At 43.5% G+C, this 16201-nt stretch carries 14 protein-coding genes; 9 read left to right on the top strand and 5 right to left on the bottom strand.

What is annotated here, in order from left to right:
* Nucleotides 1–49: 49 nt before the first annotated feature.
* On the bottom strand, nucleotides 50–805 hold the full coding sequence (locus F8C76_RS12105) for a sulfite exporter TauE/SafE family protein (RefSeq protein WP_152131939.1): 756 nt from the start codon (nucleotides 803–805) through the stop codon (nucleotides 50–52).
* Between the two features lie 69 nt (nucleotides 806–874).
* Between F8C76_RS12105 and F8C76_RS12100 the strand changes: the two genes are divergently transcribed.
* On the top strand, nucleotides 875–2686 hold the full coding sequence (locus tag F8C76_RS12100) for a sodium:solute symporter family protein (protein ID WP_152131938.1): 1812 nt from the start codon (nucleotides 875–877) through the stop codon (nucleotides 2684–2686).
* Nucleotides 2687–2696: 10 nt separating this feature from the next.
* Complete coding sequence (locus tag F8C76_RS12095; protein ID WP_152131937.1) at nucleotides 2697–3785, top strand: acyltransferase family protein; 1089 nt, start codon at nucleotides 2697–2699, stop codon at nucleotides 3783–3785.
* A gap of 18 nt (nucleotides 3786–3803) precedes the next feature.
* Here the strand turns inward: F8C76_RS12095 and F8C76_RS12090 are convergent, their stop codons facing one another.
* The gene (locus tag F8C76_RS12090) at nucleotides 3804–4394 is read right to left on the bottom strand and encodes a riboflavin synthase (protein WP_152131936.1); all 591 of its coding nucleotides are present in this window, start codon (nucleotides 4392–4394) and stop codon (nucleotides 3804–3806) included.
* A gap of 58 nt (nucleotides 4395–4452) precedes the next feature.
* On the opposite strand from F8C76_RS12090, the gene pdxA reads away from it, so the two are divergent.
* The 7 genes from pdxA (at nucleotide 4453) to F8C76_RS12055 (ending at nucleotide 10636) form a co-directional block, all read left to right on the top strand.
* A complete protein-coding gene (gene pdxA / locus F8C76_RS12085; RefSeq protein ID WP_152131935.1) occupies nucleotides 4453–5505 on the top strand; it encodes a 4-hydroxythreonine-4-phosphate dehydrogenase PdxA in 1053 nt (350 codons plus the stop codon).
* A 113-nt stretch (nucleotides 5506–5618) separates the two neighbouring features.
* Complete coding sequence (locus F8C76_RS12080) at nucleotides 5619–6149, top strand: YceD family protein (protein WP_152131934.1); 531 nt, start codon at nucleotides 5619–5621, stop codon at nucleotides 6147–6149.
* Between the two features lie 7 nt (nucleotides 6150–6156).
* Nucleotides 6157–6357 (top strand): 50S ribosomal protein L32, encoded by a 201-nt coding sequence (gene rpmF, locus F8C76_RS12075; protein WP_072876398.1) that lies wholly within the window; start codon nucleotides 6157–6159, stop codon nucleotides 6355–6357.
* Nucleotides 6358–6529: 172 nt separating this feature from the next.
* On the top strand, nucleotides 6530–7525 hold the full coding sequence (locus F8C76_RS12070; RefSeq protein ID WP_152131933.1) for a beta-ketoacyl-ACP synthase III: 996 nt from the start codon (nucleotides 6530–6532) through the stop codon (nucleotides 7523–7525).
* A 29-nt stretch (nucleotides 7526–7554) separates the two neighbouring features.
* Nucleotides 7555–8046 carry an acetyl-CoA carboxylase biotin carboxyl carrier protein gene (gene accB / locus F8C76_RS12065; RefSeq protein WP_152131932.1) on the top strand — a complete coding sequence of 164 codons (492 nt, stop codon included), beginning with the start codon at nucleotides 7555–7557 and terminating at the stop codon, nucleotides 8044–8046.
* A gap of 87 nt (nucleotides 8047–8133) precedes the next feature.
* Nucleotides 8134–9486, top strand: coding sequence for an acetyl-CoA carboxylase biotin carboxylase subunit (gene accC / locus F8C76_RS12060; RefSeq protein WP_129653823.1), 1353 nt, complete (start codon nucleotides 8134–8136; stop codon nucleotides 9484–9486).
* A gap of 34 nt (nucleotides 9487–9520) precedes the next feature.
* On the top strand, nucleotides 9521–10636 hold the full coding sequence (locus F8C76_RS12055) for an NAD(P)/FAD-dependent oxidoreductase (RefSeq protein ID WP_152131931.1): 1116 nt from the start codon (nucleotides 9521–9523) through the stop codon (nucleotides 10634–10636).
* 84 nt (nucleotides 10637–10720) lie between these two features.
* On the opposite strand, the gene F8C76_RS12050 is transcribed toward F8C76_RS12055, so the two are convergent.
* Genes F8C76_RS12050 through F8C76_RS12040 form a run of 3 tightly spaced genes read right to left on the bottom strand, consistent with a single transcriptional unit; the run spans nucleotide 10721 to nucleotide 16193 of the window.
* Nucleotides 10721–11383, bottom strand: coding sequence for an ABC transporter ATP-binding protein (locus F8C76_RS12050; protein WP_129653821.1), 663 nt, complete (start codon nucleotides 11381–11383; stop codon nucleotides 10721–10723).
* Nucleotides 11384–11394: 11 nt separating this feature from the next.
* On the bottom strand, nucleotides 11395–13812 hold the full coding sequence (locus F8C76_RS12045; RefSeq protein ID WP_152131930.1) for an ABC transporter permease: 2418 nt from the start codon (nucleotides 13810–13812) through the stop codon (nucleotides 11395–11397).
* 20 nt (nucleotides 13813–13832) lie between these two features.
* Nucleotides 13833–16193: an ABC transporter permease gene (locus F8C76_RS12040; protein ID WP_152131929.1), complete on the bottom strand. Its 2361-nt coding sequence runs from the start codon at nucleotides 16191–16193 to the stop codon at nucleotides 13833–13835.
* Between the last annotated feature and the right edge of the window lie 8 nt (nucleotides 16194–16201).

The following is a 16201-nucleotide window of genomic DNA, read 5'->3' as shown; positions in this document are numbered from 1 at the left end:
AAACATGGACCCATCTTCTTAAAAAAGAAGGTGGGTTTTTTGTTAAAATTTATCGGAACAATAAAAGCAAGGCCCCCAAGGCCGTAAGCACGAGAATCATTTTCCGGAAAAACCCCTCACGGATGATTTTTACCAGTCGAATTCCCACATAAATGCCCGCTAAAATAGCCGGGATGAGTTTTATATCTACCCATAAAGTTTCCAGAGTAACGGTCTTCCACACAAAAATGTGAAAGGGAAGTTTAAAAAGGTTGGTAATGAAAAAGAGCCATGCCGCGGTACCCACAAACTGGTTTTTGGGCAATCGCATAGCCAGGAAGAAGATGTTAGTGAAAGCCCCTGCCAAGTTTCCGATCATGGTACATATCCCCGCCATGATTCCCATGGAGCCAGCAAACATCCAATGGGTGGGTATGTGAGTGGATTTTCTTCGGTCCCACCAATATAAAAGGCCCAAACTGATAAAAATAACGGTGACCATACCCCATTTGAACTCCACTTCCGGCAAGTCCTTTCCAACGAGAACACCAATAAGGATGCCCAACACCATCCATGGAATAAACTTGAGAATGTATTTCCACTGGGTATGTCTATTATAATAGATAACAGCAATAATATCACCAACAATCAATAAAGGCATGAATATTCCTGTAGAAGCCTTGGAGCCAAAGGCCAAGGCCATGAGGGTAACATTGAGTATGGACATGCCCTTGAGACCGGCTTTGGAAGCTCCCATTAAAAAAACTGCCGTGGCGGCCATGGCCCATGCCATTATAGAGATTTCGGAGGTAAGGGAGAGAAACATCCAAAACATTTGGTGGAGTACAAAAGTAACCTAAAAAAACTATCTTTGGTTCTTACCAAAACCAAACCGATGGATATACAAACCTTAGATTATGCCATAATCTTTACATTTTTCGCTATTGTCCTTTTCATAGGAATTTATGTTTCCAAGAAATCAGGAAAAAGCTCATCAGAATACTTTTTATCAGGAAGAACCATGCCATGGTGGTTATTGGGACTTTCCATGGTGGCAACCACATTTTCCACGGACACGCCCAATTTGGTGACCGATTTGGTCCGTTCCAATGGTGTTTCCGGAAACTGGGGATGGTGGTGTTTTCTGTTGACGGGAATGCTCACCGTGTTTGTATATGCCAAGTTATGGCGGAAATCCAACGTAAATACGGATTTGGAGTTTTACGAAATCAGATATGGCGGAAAGGCGGCAAGTTTTTTAAGGAAGTTCCGGGCCATTTACCTAGGGGTGTTTTTTAATGTGATCACCATGGCCTCAGTTACCTTGGCGGCCATTAAGATTGGTGGGGTTATGCTGGGGCTGGATCCTTGGGTAACCGTAGTCAGTGCTGGTCTTATAACGGTTATTTTTAGCGCCCTTGGAGGATTTAAGGGAGTGGTTTACAGTGATTTTCTACTCTTTTTTGTGGCCATGGGAGGTGCCATTGGGGCAGCGGTATATCTGGTGAATCTTCCAGAGGTTGGTGGAATTCAGTCCATTTTGGAAAATGAAAATGTGCAAGGGAAGCTAAGTATCCTTCCCGATTTTAGTGATAAGAAAGCGTTGATAACGGCCTTGATCATTCCATTGGCTGTACAATGGTGGAGTTCGTGGTATCCTGGAGGGGAACCCGGTGGTGGTGGTTACATTGCACAACGGATGTTGGCAGCAAAAGATGAGAACCATGCCATTGGAGCTACGTTCTTCTTCAATATTATGCACTATGCCTTGCGTCCTTGGCCATGGATTTTGGTGGCACTGGCCTCGTTGGTGGTATATCCGGATATTGCCAGTATCCATGAAGCTTTTCCAAATGTAACAGAAGATAAATTGGGACACGATTTGGCCTATTCAGCCATGATGACCAAATTGCCCACGGGTCTTTTGGGAATTGTTTTGGCTTCTTTGGTGGCGGCTTATATGAGTACCATCTCCACACAGTTGAACTGGGGCTCCTCCTATATTGTGTATGATTTTTACAAACAGCAGATAAACCCGAACGCTACGGAGAAACAGATGGTGAATGTGGGAAGACTGTCCACTGTAGTATTGATGGTCTTAAGTGCATTTTTGGCTTTGGCACTACAAGATGCCATGGGCGTGTTCAACCTATTGCTGTCTTTTGGAGCGGGAACGGGGCTTATTTTTATCCTACGCTGGTTTTGGTGGCGTATCAATGCTTGGAGTGAAATCACGGCGATGTTTTCCTCAGGGATTTTAGCTGTTCTTTTGGAGACCACATCGTTGCGAGAAATCCTTTTTGCTCCAGAAACCGGGGTATTCCCGGAATGGGCAGATCTACCATTTATCATGGTGGTCACATCAATCATTTGGTTAACGGCCACGTTTGTGACACAACCGGAAAGCAAAGAAGTTTTGCGTAGTTTTTACCTCAAGATCCAGCCTGGAGGACCGGGTTGGAAAAAGATTGTGGATGAAGCAGACGCAGAGAATGTAAAAATCGTCAAGAGCAATGAAAAATGGAGTGTTCCTGCGGGAATCACGGCCATGCTGTTGGGTGTGGTTTTAATCTACTCCATTATGTTTGCAACGGGATATTGGATTTATCAAGAAACCCAATTGGCTCTCATTTTGACCGGTGTTGCCCTTGTTTCAGGATTTTTCCTGATCAAGGCTTGGGGCAGGATCAAGGATAACATCTTATAACAACAGCACTATGAAAAACAGGGTTTTATCCGTAGATATTTTTAGGGGAATGACCATCGTATTGATGATACTGGTGAATACCCCGGGTACTTGGGGGCATGTGTATGCCCCATTATTGCATGCGCAATGGCATGGGTACACCCCCACAGATTTGGTGTTCCCTTTTTTCCTTTTTATTGTGGGAACCTCCATTGCGTTGGCCTATCAAAATAAAAAGACAGATTCCAGCACCTACAAGAAAATCACGATTCGAAGCTTAAAATTAATCGGGCTGGGTATATTCTTGGGGGCCTTTACTTTGAGCTTCCCTTTCTTCAAGGATTTTGAAAACATAAGGTTCCCCGGGGTTTTGCAACGGATTGGGGTAGTGTTTTTCTTTGCCTCCATCCTATTTATCAATTTGGACTGGAAAAAGCTTATTGCTGTTTCAGGGATTTTATTGATCGGGTATTGGTTGCTCATGGTTTTTGTCCCGGTTCAGGGGGTGGCATCCACTTTGGAAAGGGCACCGAACAACTTGGCCAACTATGTGGATTTAAACGTGTTTGGCTCACATATGTGGAAAACAGATTACGACCCCGAAGGACTTTTAAGCACCCTTCCGGCCATAGTGAGTTCATTGTTGGGGATTTTCACAGGATTGATATTGACGTCAAAACAAGAGAAGAAGACCACCATTTTATTCGGTTTGGGAGGCGCATTTTTGGTTCTGGGCCACGTTTGGGATTTGGTATTCCCCATCAACAAGGCATTATGGACCAGTAGCTTTGTGTTGGTAACGGCAGGATGGGCCAATATCGTATTGGCGATTATTTATCACCTCACCGATGTCAAGGGAATAAAATTCGGAAGTATCTTTAAGTATGCTGGGGCCAATGCCATTGTAGTGTATTTCTTGTCCAGTTTCATCAGTAAACTGTTCGGGTTGATTAAGGTGGATGGTGAAAACTCTTTGCACGGATGGCTGTTCCAGACCATTTATGTGCACGATTTTATGCCCATGAAACTCTCATCCCTGCTATATGGTTTAACGGTGGTTTCATTTTACTGCCTTTTGGCCTACGTATTATACAAGCGGAAGATTTTTATAAAAGTATAAGGCGAGGATTTTTCGACATTATTGTCGAAGGTCCATTAAACGGGCCACATATTTCCCAACCACATCGAACTCTAGGTTGACCGATGTACCTATTATATAGGTATTGAAACGAGTATGTTCAAAAGTATAAGGGATGATGGCCACGCTAAAACTGTCTTTTTTGGAATCAACCACGGTCAAACTTACACCGTCCACGGTTATGGAACCTTTTTCAATGGTTACATTGTTCAAACTGGAATCGTACTGAAACCCAAAGACCCAGCTACCATCTTTTTGTTCCATGGAAGTGCATTGGGCAGTTTGGTCCACATGTCCCTGCACTATATGGCCGTCCAATCTAGCCCCTAAGACCATGGCACGTTCCAAATTTACCACATCACCAGTCTTTAAGTCCCCTATATTGCTCTTGATCAAGGTCTCTTCAATGGCGGTCACGGTGTATAAATCATCTTTTATGGCCACAACGGTAAGGCATACCCCATTGTGTGAAACGCTCTGGTCTATCTTCAGTTCCGATGTAATATTGGAGGACAGGGTAATATGCAAATTGCCCCCTTCTTTTTCAAGCTTTTCAACTTTCCCCAAAGTCTCTATGATACCTGTGAACATGTGTCTTATTAATTGACTAGTTTTGTAATGCAAAAGTAGCCATAACGGCAGTGATTATATGAAGGAAAATCAAAAAATAAAACTGGGGATTTCCATTGGGGACATAAATGGAATTGGGTGTGAAGTTGCCCTAAAAACATTTGAAGACCCACGGATGTTGGACTTCTGTACCCCAATTATTTTTGCATCGAACAAAACCGTTTCCCAGCAGAAATCGGATTTGGGAATCGAGATGACATTCAACGGGGTTAGGGATGCATCCCAAGCCGTGGAAGGAAAGATCAACATTGTGAATGTTTGGAAAGAAGTACCGAAAATTGAATTCGGACAGGCCACACAGGAAGGAGGCACCTATGCCATTAAATCACTTCGGGCGGCGGTTTCCGCTTTGAAGGATGGTAGTATTGACGTTCTGGTAACGGCGCCCATCAACAAAAACAATATACAGTCCGACGATTTTAAATTTCCCGGCCATACCGATTATCTAGCCCAAGAATTGAACGGGGAAAGCCTTATGTTCATGGTGGCAGACACCCTTCGCGTAGGGTTGCTCACGGACCATATTGCCGTTAAGGATGTGGCTCAGGCCATAACCCCAAGTTTGGTGAGGCACAAGATAGCCACCATGGAAAAATCTTTAAAAATGGATTTTGGAATCCGTAAACCAAAGATTGCTTTGTTGGGCATAAACCCGCATAGTGGGGACAACGGTACCATTGGGGAGGAGGACGACAAAATTTTGAAGCCGGTGATCAAAGAGCTGTTCAATAAGGGAACGTTGGTATATGGACCGTATTCCGCAGACAGCTTTTTTGGTTCGGACAACCATAAGAATTTTGATGCCATTTTAGCGGCCTATCACGATCAGGGGCTTATTCCCTTTAAAACCCTTTCCTTTGGAAAAGGGGTGAACTACACCGCTGGACTTGATAAGGTTAGGACATCGCCGGACCATGGTACGGCCTATGAAATTGCCGGAAAAGGGCAAGCGGACAACAGCTCCTTTAAAGAAGCGGTTTTTATGGCCATTGAGGTGTTTAAGAACCGTACGGAGTATATGGAATTGAGCAAAAACCCACTGAAAAAACAAAAGACCAAGCGTGCGAGCTAAAAAAGTTCCACAAAGATGGATATTTGTTGGTGATGGAATTGCAGTTTTGTAAATAAGTAGTATCTTTGCACCCGCCTTTAGAGGCTGGTACACAAACCTTAAGTGTAGAAACAATGAAGCTGAAGGAGTTTTTTATCCCATTTTCAGGCTTGAAGTTGGGAAAACACGAATTTGTGTACGAGATTGACAATGCGTTCTTTGAATCTTTTGAATACCAAGAATTTAACGGGGCTTCCGTAAAGGTGACCGCCATATTGGAAAAAATGAGCAATATGATGGAATTGGAAATCGAGGCCAAGGGAACGGTGAATGTGGATTGCGACATGACCGGAGAACCTTTTGACCAACCCATCCATTCAGATTTGCACTTGGTCATCAAGTTTGGGGAAGAGTACAATGATGAAGATGATGAAATTTTGATCATTCCCCATGGTGAGTACCAAATCAACATTGCACAGTACATCTATGAGATGTTGGTGTTGGCCGTCCCTCAAAAAAGAGTACACCCCGGTGTATTGGACGGAACGTTGAAATCGGAAATCTTGGACAAGCTGGAAGAATTGCAGCCAAAAGAAGAAAAGAAACCATCAGAAAAAACAGATCCCAGATGGGATGATTTAAAAAAGTTACTAACGGACAAATAGGTTTATAATGGCACATCCTAAAAGAAAGACATCAAAGACCAGAAGGGACAAAAGAAGAACCCATTACAAAGCAGTAGCCCCAACAATTGCCAAGGATTCCGTAACAGGAGAAATGCACTTGTACCACAGAGCACACTGGCATGAAGGCAAACTGTACTACAGAGGTCAAGTATTGATCGACAAAACAGAGGAAGAAACTGCTGCCTAATGGCAAATCCCTCAAAATAAACCAACTCCCGTTCCAAACTAGCGGGAGTTTTTTTATGGACTGAAGTTAATTTCAAAAACGGCCCCGTTTTGATAAAAAAGTCATATAAAATGACTAATTTTCACCTCTTCTGGGTCAAATTTCAATGTTTTTGACAAAAAGAGACGCTAAAATGAATAAAACAACAGCAGCCATCACAGCTGTGGGAGGATATGTTCCCGATTTCGTACTATCCAACAAAGTGTTGGAAACCATGGTAGATACCAATGATGAATGGATAACCTCAAGGACCGGAATCAAAGAGCGGAGAATATTGAAGGAAGAGAATGCCGGAACTTCGTACATGGCCATAAGGGCGGCCCAAGACCTTATTAAAAAAGGGAATGTAGACCCTTCGGAGATAGATTTTGTGTTGGTGGCCACGGCCACTCCCGATCTTCCCGTTGCGTCGACCGCGGCATATGTGGCTTCGGAAATTGGGGCGGTCAATGCCTTTGCCTATGACCTACAGGCTGCATGCTCCAGTTTTCTGTATGGAATGTCAACTGCGGCCAGTTATATTGAATCAGGAAAGTACAAGAAAGTTTTGGTGATCGGGGCCGATAAGATGTCCTCGATCTTAGATTATACCGATCGTACCACCTGCATTATCTTTGGTGATGGTGCCGGAGCCGTGCTCTTTGAACCCAATGAGGAAGGACTTGGGGTACAGGACGAGTATTTACGATCGGATGGAGTTGGACGCCAGTTCTTGAAAATTGATGCAGGAGGCTCTATCTTGCCAGCATCCGAAGAAACGGTGAAGAACAAACAACATTATGTATACCAAGATGGGAAATCCGTTTTTAAATTTGCGGTTTCCAACATGGCTGAGGTGTCCGCACTGATCATGGAGCGGAACAATCTTTCCCATGAGGATGTACAGTGGTTGGTACCCCATCAGGCCAATAAACGTATCATTGACGCCACGGCCAACAGGATGGGAGTGGATTCGGAAAAAGTGATGATCAATATTGACCGTTACGGAAACACAACATCCGCCACCTTGCCCTTGTTGTTGTTCGATTATGAAAAACAACTGAAAAAAGGAGACAACTTAATTTTTGCCGCCTTTGGAGGAGGCTTTACATGGGGCTCCATTTATTTAAAATGGGCCTATAATTCTTAAACAGCACACAACTAACAAAATCATATTCCATGGACATTAAGGAAATTCAAAGTTTAATCAAGTTTGTGGCCAAATCGGGTGCCAGCGAGGTGAAGTTGGAGATGGAAGACATTAAGATCACCATCCGAACCGGTAGCACAAGCTCAAGTACCCCGGAGACAACCATTGTACAGCAAATTCCCATGGCCCAAGCACCTGCCGCTCCTGTGGCTGCGGCTCCAGCTGCTCAAGAAACCGCGGCACCTGCAGCGGAATCTGCTTCAAAATCCGATGACTCCAAATACATCACCATTAAATCACCCATTATAGGAACTTTCTACAGAAAGCCTTCTCCAGATAAACCTGCTTTTGTTGAGGTGGGTAGTACCATTAACCAAGGAGATGTGCTTTGTGTGATCGAAGCCATGAAATTGTTCAACGATATCGAATCCGAAGTTTCCGGAAAAATCGTCAAGGTATTGGTTGATGACTCTTCTCCAGTGGAATTTGATCAGCCATTGTTCTTGGTAGACCCATCGTAGTGAATTTTAAATGATAAATTTTAAGCAGCGATTCCTGTTGTTTAAAACCATTTAAGATTTAGAATTCAGAATTTAAGATTGTGTTCTATGTTTAAAAAAATATTGATTGCAAATAGGGGCGAAATCGCACTGCGAATTATTCGTACCTGCAAGGAAATGGGGATAAAGACCGTTGCTGTATACTCCAAGGCTGACGAGGAAAGTCTCCATGTGCGTTTTGCAGATGAAGCCGTTTGTATTGGTCCGGCCCCCAGCCACGAATCCTATTTAAAGATTCCGAACATCATTGCTGCGGCGGAAATCACCAATGCCGATGCCATTCACCCAGGATATGGGTTTCTTTCCGAAAATGCCAAGTTCTCGAAGATCTGTGCGGAGCACGATATTAAGTTTATTGGTGCTTCCGGGGAACAGATTGAAAAAATGGGTGACAAGGCTACGGCCAAGGAAACCATGAAAAAAGCAGGAGTTCCCACCGTTCCGGGATCGGATGGACTACTCAAGGATGTGGACCACGCCAGAAAGGAAGCCAAAAAAATGGGCTATCCCGTTATGATCAAGGCCACTGCCGGTGGTGGTGGAAAGGGAATGCGCGCCATTTGGTCCGAGGACGAAATGGAAAAGAATTTCGAAAGTGCCGTGAAAGAAGCCACAGCTGCTTTTGGCAATGGCGGAATGTACATGGAAAAGCTCATCGAGGAGCCACGACATATTGAGATTCAAGTTGTGGGGGATCAATATGGAAAGGCATGTCACCTTTCAGAAAGGGATTGCTCCGTACAACGCAGACACCAAAAATTGACCGAGGAGACCCCATCACCCTTTATGACGGACTCCCTCAGGGAAGATATGGGTAAAGCCGCTGTAAAAGCTGCTGAATATATTAAATATGAAGGAGCGGGAACTGTAGAGTTTTTGGTGGACAAGCACCGCAACTTCTACTTCATGGAGATGAACACCCGTATCCAAGTGGAGCACCCCATCACAGAACAGGTGGTGGATTATGATTTGATCCGGGAGCAGATTTTGGTTGCCGGAGGTGTACCCATCTCAGGGAAGAACTATTATCCAAAATTGCATTCCATTGAATGCCGGATCAATGCGGAAGATCCGTACAATGATTTTAGGCCTTCCCCAGGAAAAATCACGACCCTTCATACGCCCGGCGGGCATGGGGTCCGATTAGATACCCATGTGTACAGTGGTTACATGATTCCACCCAACTATGATTCCATGATTGCCAAGTTGATTACTACCGCCCAGACTCGGGAAGAGGCTATCAACAAAATGCGCAGGGCGTTGGATGAATTTGTGATCGAAGGTGTAAAAACCACAATTCCGTTTCACAGACAGTTGATGGATCACCCAGATTATTTGGCAGGGAATTATACCACCAAATTCATGGAAGGTTTCAAGATGGATTCCAAATATCAAGACTAAATATAGCCCCGATTTTTATCGGGGTTTTTGTTTTATGGAGCTAAGCTATTGGGAATATAAGACTTGGTTGTCCCATGTGGATTTCACCGTAATTGGTAGTGGCATCGTAGGGCTTAACTGCGCACTACAATTAAGGGAAAAATATCCTAGCAGCAGGATTTTGGTTTTGGAAAGGGGGAGTCTCCCTCAAGGGGCCAGCACCAAGAATGCTGGTTTTGCCTGTTTTGGGAGCGTTTCTGAAATTTTGGCTGATGTAAAGGCGCATACCGAGGAAGAAGTGGTGCAGCTGGTCCAAAAGCGATATAACGGTATTCAGGTACTGCGCACGCTTTTGGGGGACAAGGCCATCGGGTTTGAACAGCATGGAGGCCATGAACTTTTTTTGAAGGATGATTCCGAATTGTTTGCGTCTTGTTCGGACAGTATGGAGCACTTAAATCTGTTGTTACTTCCTGTTTTTGGAGCCCCACCTTTTGTGAAAACCAAGAATGAATTCGGGTTTTCCGGGATTCGTGACACCTATATTACCCATCAATTTGAAGGGCAATTGGATACCGGAAAAATGATGCATGCCCTGCTCCAAAAATGCCATGAGAACCAGATTCCCATTTTAAATGGGGTTGAAGTCAAGGATATTGAAGATTCAGGAAGTAAAGTGACCATCCATGCGGAAGGCTTTGGATTTGATTCCAAAAAGGTGTTTGTGGCAACGAACGGTTTTGCCTCTAAACTGTTACAATCTGAAACGGTAAAGCCAGCAAGGGCACAGGTGTTGATCACAAAGCCCATCAAAAACCTAAAAATAAAGGGAACGTTCCATTTGGACGAAGGTTATTACTATTTTAGGAATATAGACGACCGGATTTTGTTTGGGGGTGGCCGTAACCTCGATTTTCAAACCGAAGAGACCATGGAATTTGGGGAAACCCATACCATTCAGAATGCCTTGGAAAAATTGCTCAAGGAGATAATCCTTCCCAATCAAGACTTTGAAATTGACCAAAGATGGAGCGGGATTATGGGTGTGGGTACCCAAAAAACCCCCATTGTAAAACAAATTTCCAATTCTGTTTACTGTGGAGTGCGACTTGGGGGAATGGGTGTTGCCTTAGGCAGTTTGGTGGGACGGGAACTGGCTGATTTGATTTAGAAAGTTTAAGTACTGGCTCAAATACCAATGACCACTATCATATTGGTTTCTTGAATACTTTTTTGAACTGGATGGTTGGTTTAATCAAATCATCCGCCCATCCAAAAGATTGATGATTCGGGAACCATAGGCCGCATTTTTCTCCGAGTGTGTCACTTGGATAATAGTGACGCCTTCGTCATTCAATTGTTTAAAAAGTTCCATGATTTCCTCCCCTTGTTTAGAGTTGAGATTTCCTGTGGGCTCATCGGCCAAAATCAGTTTTGGATTGGAGATCAGGGCCCGCGCTATGCCCACCAATTGCTGTTGCCCACCACTGAGTTGAGCAGGGAAAAGGTCTTTTTTTCCCACAATATTGAATCGATCCAACATATCGGCTACCATGGCCTTGCGTTCTGCACCTTTATATTTTTTGTAGAGCAGGGGCATTTCCAGGTTTTCCTTTACCGTAAGCTCATCCAACAAGTGGTAAGATTGGAATACAAAACCAATGTACTCTTTGTACAGATTGGACCGGTGTTTTTCTTTGATGGAGTGTACTGGCTCATCCAAAAATTGATATTCCCCTTCGTCAAACCCGTCCAACATCCCGATGACATTCAACAAGGTAGATTTTCCGGAACCCGAAGGCCCCATAATGGAGATAAATTCACCTTCCTTTACTTCAAAATTGATGTCCTTTAATAAAAAAATACGCTGGCCTCCAGAGTTGACCCATTTAAAAATGTTGTTGAGTTGTAGTAGCATGATTGATATTTTTATTCTTCCCGCAAGGTTTCAACAGGATTGGCCGAAGCCGCCCGTACACTTTGAAAACTCACGGTAAGCAATGTAAGGAAAAGGGTTAAAAATCCGGTCAGTGCAAAAATCCACCAACTTATGGTGGTCTTATAGGCAAAGCCTTCAAGCCATCTGTTCATGGCGAACCAGGAAATGGGAATGGCAAAGATGAAGGCAAGTCCGATCCACTTTATAAAATCTTGGTTCAGCAAGGAAAGAATTTGTCCCACGGTGGCGCCGTTTACCTTTCGTATTCCAATTTCTTTTCTGCGTTGTAGAATGGTATAGGAAGTAAGCCCAAACAATCCCATCAAGGCAATCAGTATGGCAAGAAAGGTAAAGAAGCCGAATGCCTCACCAAATTTTTTATCATCGTTGTATTGGGCCTCAAAATTCTTGTCCAAAAAAGTATAGCCAAATGTACTCTCGGGGAAGACAGACTTCCATTTGCTTTGCAAAGATGCCATGGCCGACTCCAATTGGGTTGGGTTTAAGGCCGAATCATCTAATTTTACCAAAAGGGAACTGGTTGCAGTGCCTGGCCGAATAAGCATTGGTTGAATAACGGTTTTTAGCCCAAAGTGGTGATAGTTTTCCATTACCCCGACGATCTTCCAGGTCTGCCCCCAATACTTCACCTCTTTTTCCAAGGCTTCTGAAGCATTGGAGAACCCCATCTTTCTTGCAAATTGTTCATTGACAACAATGTCGTTCCCACCACCATAGGCATTGGCATGGAACACATCACCGGCCAAAAATGATATGCCCATTACTTTGAAAAAGTCGGGTTGTACTTGATACTGATAATACACAGTCTGTTCCTCAAAAGAACCATCCGGTTTGGTTATTCCCATAAAAGAAGGAAGGTTGTTATAGCCGCCCCCGGGATAGGTTTGTGCAGTTGAAACGGCATCCACAAAACTTAGGTTGCCCAATTCCTTCTTCAGCACCTGAAAATCCTTGTTCTTTATAGAGTCCGAGGGTTGGTCCAATATTTGGCCCCTTAGGGCGACCACACCATTGAGCTGTGCCCCTATGGGTTGATTTTTTAGGAATCGAATCTGCTTGCCCACGACCAAGGTCCCTATCAAAAGTACAATCGTGGCCAAAAACTGAAGGGTTATCAATCCTTTCCGAAGCAGTAAGCCTTGGGAGGATCCTTGAATTTTTCCTTTCAATGTTTTTGCAGGACGGTAACCGCTCAAGATAAATGCAGGATATAGGTTTGAGATGAAAGTTCCCAATAGGATGAAAGCAAAAAACGGCCAAAGGGAATATAGGTTGGGTAGGGCAACCATCAATTCTTGTCCCATATAGCCATTGAACCAAGGCAATGTTAAGGCTACGAGGGTCAGGGCTATGATCAAGGCCAAGCCATTGATTAAGATTGATTCTGAAAAGATTTGCCAAACCAAATGGAGCCTTTGTGCACCAGCCACCTTACGGATTCCAATTTCCTTGGCTCTTTCCAAAGATTTTGCCGTGGCGAGATTTACATAGTTGAGCCATGAGAGCAACAATACGATCAAGGCTATGGCAGATAAAAAGTTGACTCGGTTTGCACTCCCGTTGGCTTCGGCCTCATACGGTTTGTTGGAGTGTAAATGAATACGTTCCAAAGCTTCAATGTCATGCCTTTCATCCACTTTTCCATCGGCATCGTTTTCTTGGATTTTTTTTCTGAGCGCAGCAATGTTGGAATTTTCAGCAACTTTCAAATAGGTGAAAAAGTTGTTGTTGGCCCAGTTCAATTCTTGTTGTCCCTCGAACATCTCCCACGTCCAAAGGGTATCAAATGAAATCAGAAAACTGTTTTTCATATGAGTGTTCTGGGAGATGTCTTTCATGACCCCAGTAACGGTCATTGGAACGTCGTTTCCCCAAAAGGTGGACACTGTTTTTCCCAAAGGGTTTTCATCCCCGAACAGTTTATGCGCAAGAGATTCTGTCAATATAATGGAATAGGGCTCCACCAAAGCGGTGTTTTTGTCCCCCTTGATCAAGGGATAGGGAAAAATGTCAAAATAGGATGGGTCTGCCAAAGAACCTACATTTTCTCCCAATACGGTCTCTTTGTTTACCAAGGTAACGCCACCCATATGAAACAGGCGAACCTGCTCAAGCACTTCGGGAAATTCTTGCTTAATGGTGGGGCCGGATAAATTATAGACTTGGGCATCTCCTGGGGCAAAAACATCTCCCGTCTTATAATCCATATACACACGATACACATGCTCCGAACCGCTAAATGTGTCATAGCTGCGTTCATAGTTTACGTACAGCATGATCAGAACAAAGGAAGCAATGCCTACCGTTAACCCTAGGATGTTGATAAAGGAATAGAGCCTGTTTTTTAGGAGGTATCGTAGGGCTATTTTTAGGAATATAGGATTCATCTTGACATCTTTAATGGGGTTTATTCTGTTCGTAAACTTTTTACTGGATTGGCCACGGCGGCTCGTAAGGTCAATAAGCAAACTGTAGTCATGGCTATGCATAGAACTATCAATCCTGCAAAGGCAAATATCCACCAACCAGTAGTGATATGGAAGGCAAAACCCTGTAGCCATTTATGGGCAAAATACCACGAAATGGGAGCTGCAATCAAAAAAGAAAGTAAAACAATTTTTAAAAAATCCATGGACAGAAAACCCAGTAAGGTAGATATGTTTGCTCCCAAAACTTTTCGAATTGCGATTTCCTTGGTATGCTGATTTATAGTAAATACTACCAGTCCAAACAACCCCAAACAAGAGATAACTATGGCAATAAGGGCAAAAATGCTGCTTAGATTTTGGATTTTCATCTCATTTTGATATCGTTCCTCCAAAGTGTTATCCAAGAAATGATAGGAAAAAGGTAAATCACTGAATTTTTTATGGACAGTTTCTAAGTGGGCAATGGCTTGACTGGTTTTTCCAACATTGGTTTTGGCATAGAACAGATAAGACTCCTTTGGTCTGCAGCGAATGATCAAAGGCTTAATGGCAGTATGCAGGGAGGTGAAGTGAAAGTCTTTGACCACCCCCACAATTTGTCCACCCTCATCTCCCCAAAAACTGATTTTTTTGCCAATGGGATTTTCCATTCCCATGGCCTTGACGGCTTCTTCATTCACAATATAGTTAAGGGTGTCAGTGGCCATTTCCGGGGAAAAGAACCGTCCTTGATTGAGTTGAACATCGAGCATTTCCAACAGGCCAAAATCCACATTGAGAATGGTAAACCACAATTTTTCATCCTCGTGGTTTTGTCCTTCCCAAATAGGATCGGATGAGCCTCCTTCCATATGGACAAAATCTCCGCTGGCCCTGCTTATGGCTTTAAGGTCGGAAAACTGCTCTAGCTCGTCCATTATGGATTCTGCATGTTTGTAGGTCCCCATATCCATTGGAGTATAGATAATGTTTTCACGATTTAACCCTAGATTTTTGTTGTGGATGTATTGCATTTGGAAGTAGACAATCATAGTCCCGGCAACCATGACAATGGAGAGACAAAACTGAAAAGCCACTAGTCCGGCCCTTATTTTTTTCTGACCCAGGTCTTCTTTCAAAACGCCTTTGAGCGCCGTTACCGCTTTAAAATGGGATAAAAAGTATGCGGGATATATGCCAGATAAAAGAACGGTGATGAAAATGATACATAGGAGTGCTATGTATACAAAAGGTTCATTGAGGATATGGGAAAGCGCTTTGGATGTAATGGAATTAAATACAGGAATTGACAATTGGGCGAGGACCAATGCCAATAGAGAGGAAATAGTTACAAGTATCCATGATTCCATGAAAAATTGGAACATCAAAGAAGTTTTTCCCGCGCCGATGACTTTTTTTATCCCCACCTCTTTAGTACGCCGTACTGCGCGGGCAGTGGCTAGATTAATGAAATTAAAACAGGCAATGACCAAGGTGACAATGGCTATAATCAGAAACAAGTATATGTTGTCTATGCGTCCTCCCGCTACTTTTCCATTTTCAAATTTTCCGTATAGATAGCGGTCTTGTATGGGTTGGAGAAAAAGTGTGAACCAATCGGAGTTACCCCAATTTTTTGGGGTTTCCTTGATTTTATCATTGATTTGGCCCAAGGTAAGGCTGTCATCATATAAGGCATAGGTCTTTGTCCATCCATTACCCCAACTGGTGTTGTTCATGGGCAAGAAATTGTCCAAGGGCACCACGGCATCAAACTGTAAGGTGGATTTTCGTGGAATCTTTTGGAACACACCTGTTACTAAATATTCCTGCGCATTTTCATCCAACGTAATGGAAATGGATTTTCCCACGGGATTTGCTTTGCCAAAGTAGGATGAGGCCAAATCTTGTGAAATCACCACACTTTTTGGGTTTTCCAAACAACTTAGGGTGGCGCCATTGTCAAGCGGAAAGGAAAGCAGGGTGAAAAAGTTAGGATCCGCTCCCATGACTTTAACGTCCATGAGGTTTTCGGTAGTTCCAAAAGCGGAAGATCTTGGTCCGGCCGTGCGGGTCAGGGCCTTAATTTCAGGAATGTTTTCCAATAATGCTTCTCCAACAGGATACCCAATACCATCCCATGTATCAATATCACCATTTTGTGCTGCTACATTGGCCATTACTTGGGAAAGCTGACCGCTACCTTCATGGAAATTGTCCCACCCAATTTCATCTTTTATAAAAAGAGAAATCATGAGGCAGCACCAAATACCCAAGGTCAATCCAATGCTATTGATTGCGGTATATCCCTTATTCTTTAAAAGGTTGCGAAACGATATTTTTAGATGATGCTTAAACATGAGACATT

The organism is Flagellimonas olearia (assembly GCF_009184425.1).
GTDB lineage: Bacteria > Bacteroidota > Bacteroidia > Flavobacteriales > Flavobacteriaceae > Flagellimonas > Flagellimonas olearia.
This window is presented reverse-complemented; position numbering and strand designations above follow the sequence as displayed.

Bases quoted from the DNA above. Each gene is read 5' to 3' on its own strand.
- F8C76_RS12105 (WP_152131939.1), bottom strand. From the start codon at position 805: ATGTTTCTCTCCCTTACCTCCGAAATCTCTATAATGGCATGGGCCATG.
- F8C76_RS12100 (WP_152131938.1), top strand. From the start codon at position 875: ATGGATATACAAACCTTAGATTATGCCATAATCTTTACATTTTTCGCT.
- F8C76_RS12095 (WP_152131937.1), top strand. From the start codon at position 2,697: ATGAAAAACAGGGTTTTATCCGTAGATATTTTTAGGGGAATGACCATC.
- F8C76_RS12090 (WP_152131936.1), bottom strand. From the start codon at position 4,394: ATGTTCACAGGTATCATAGAGACTTTGGGGAAAGTTGAAAAGCTTGAA.
- pdxA (WP_152131935.1), top strand. From the start codon at position 4,453: ATGAAGGAAAATCAAAAAATAAAACTGGGGATTTCCATTGGGGACATA.
- F8C76_RS12080 (WP_152131934.1), top strand. From the start codon at position 5,619: ATGAAGCTGAAGGAGTTTTTTATCCCATTTTCAGGCTTGAAGTTGGGA.
- rpmF (WP_072876398.1), top strand. From the start codon at position 6,157: ATGGCACATCCTAAAAGAAAGACATCAAAGACCAGAAGGGACAAAAGA.
- F8C76_RS12070 (WP_152131933.1), top strand. From the start codon at position 6,530: ATGAATAAAACAACAGCAGCCATCACAGCTGTGGGAGGATATGTTCCC.
- accB (WP_152131932.1), top strand. From the start codon at position 7,555: ATGGACATTAAGGAAATTCAAAGTTTAATCAAGTTTGTGGCCAAATCG.
- accC (WP_129653823.1), top strand. From the start codon at position 8,134: ATGTTTAAAAAAATATTGATTGCAAATAGGGGCGAAATCGCACTGCGA.
- F8C76_RS12055 (WP_152131931.1), top strand. From the start codon at position 9,521: ATGGAGCTAAGCTATTGGGAATATAAGACTTGGTTGTCCCATGTGGAT.
- F8C76_RS12050 (WP_129653821.1), bottom strand. From the start codon at position 11,383: ATGCTACTACAACTCAACAACATTTTTAAATGGGTCAACTCTGGAGGC.
- F8C76_RS12045 (WP_152131930.1), bottom strand. From the start codon at position 13,812: ATGAATCCTATATTCCTAAAAATAGCCCTACGATACCTCCTAAAAAAC.
- F8C76_RS12040 (WP_152131929.1), bottom strand. From the start codon at position 16,193: ATGTTTAAGCATCATCTAAAAATATCGTTTCGCAACCTTTTAAAGAAT.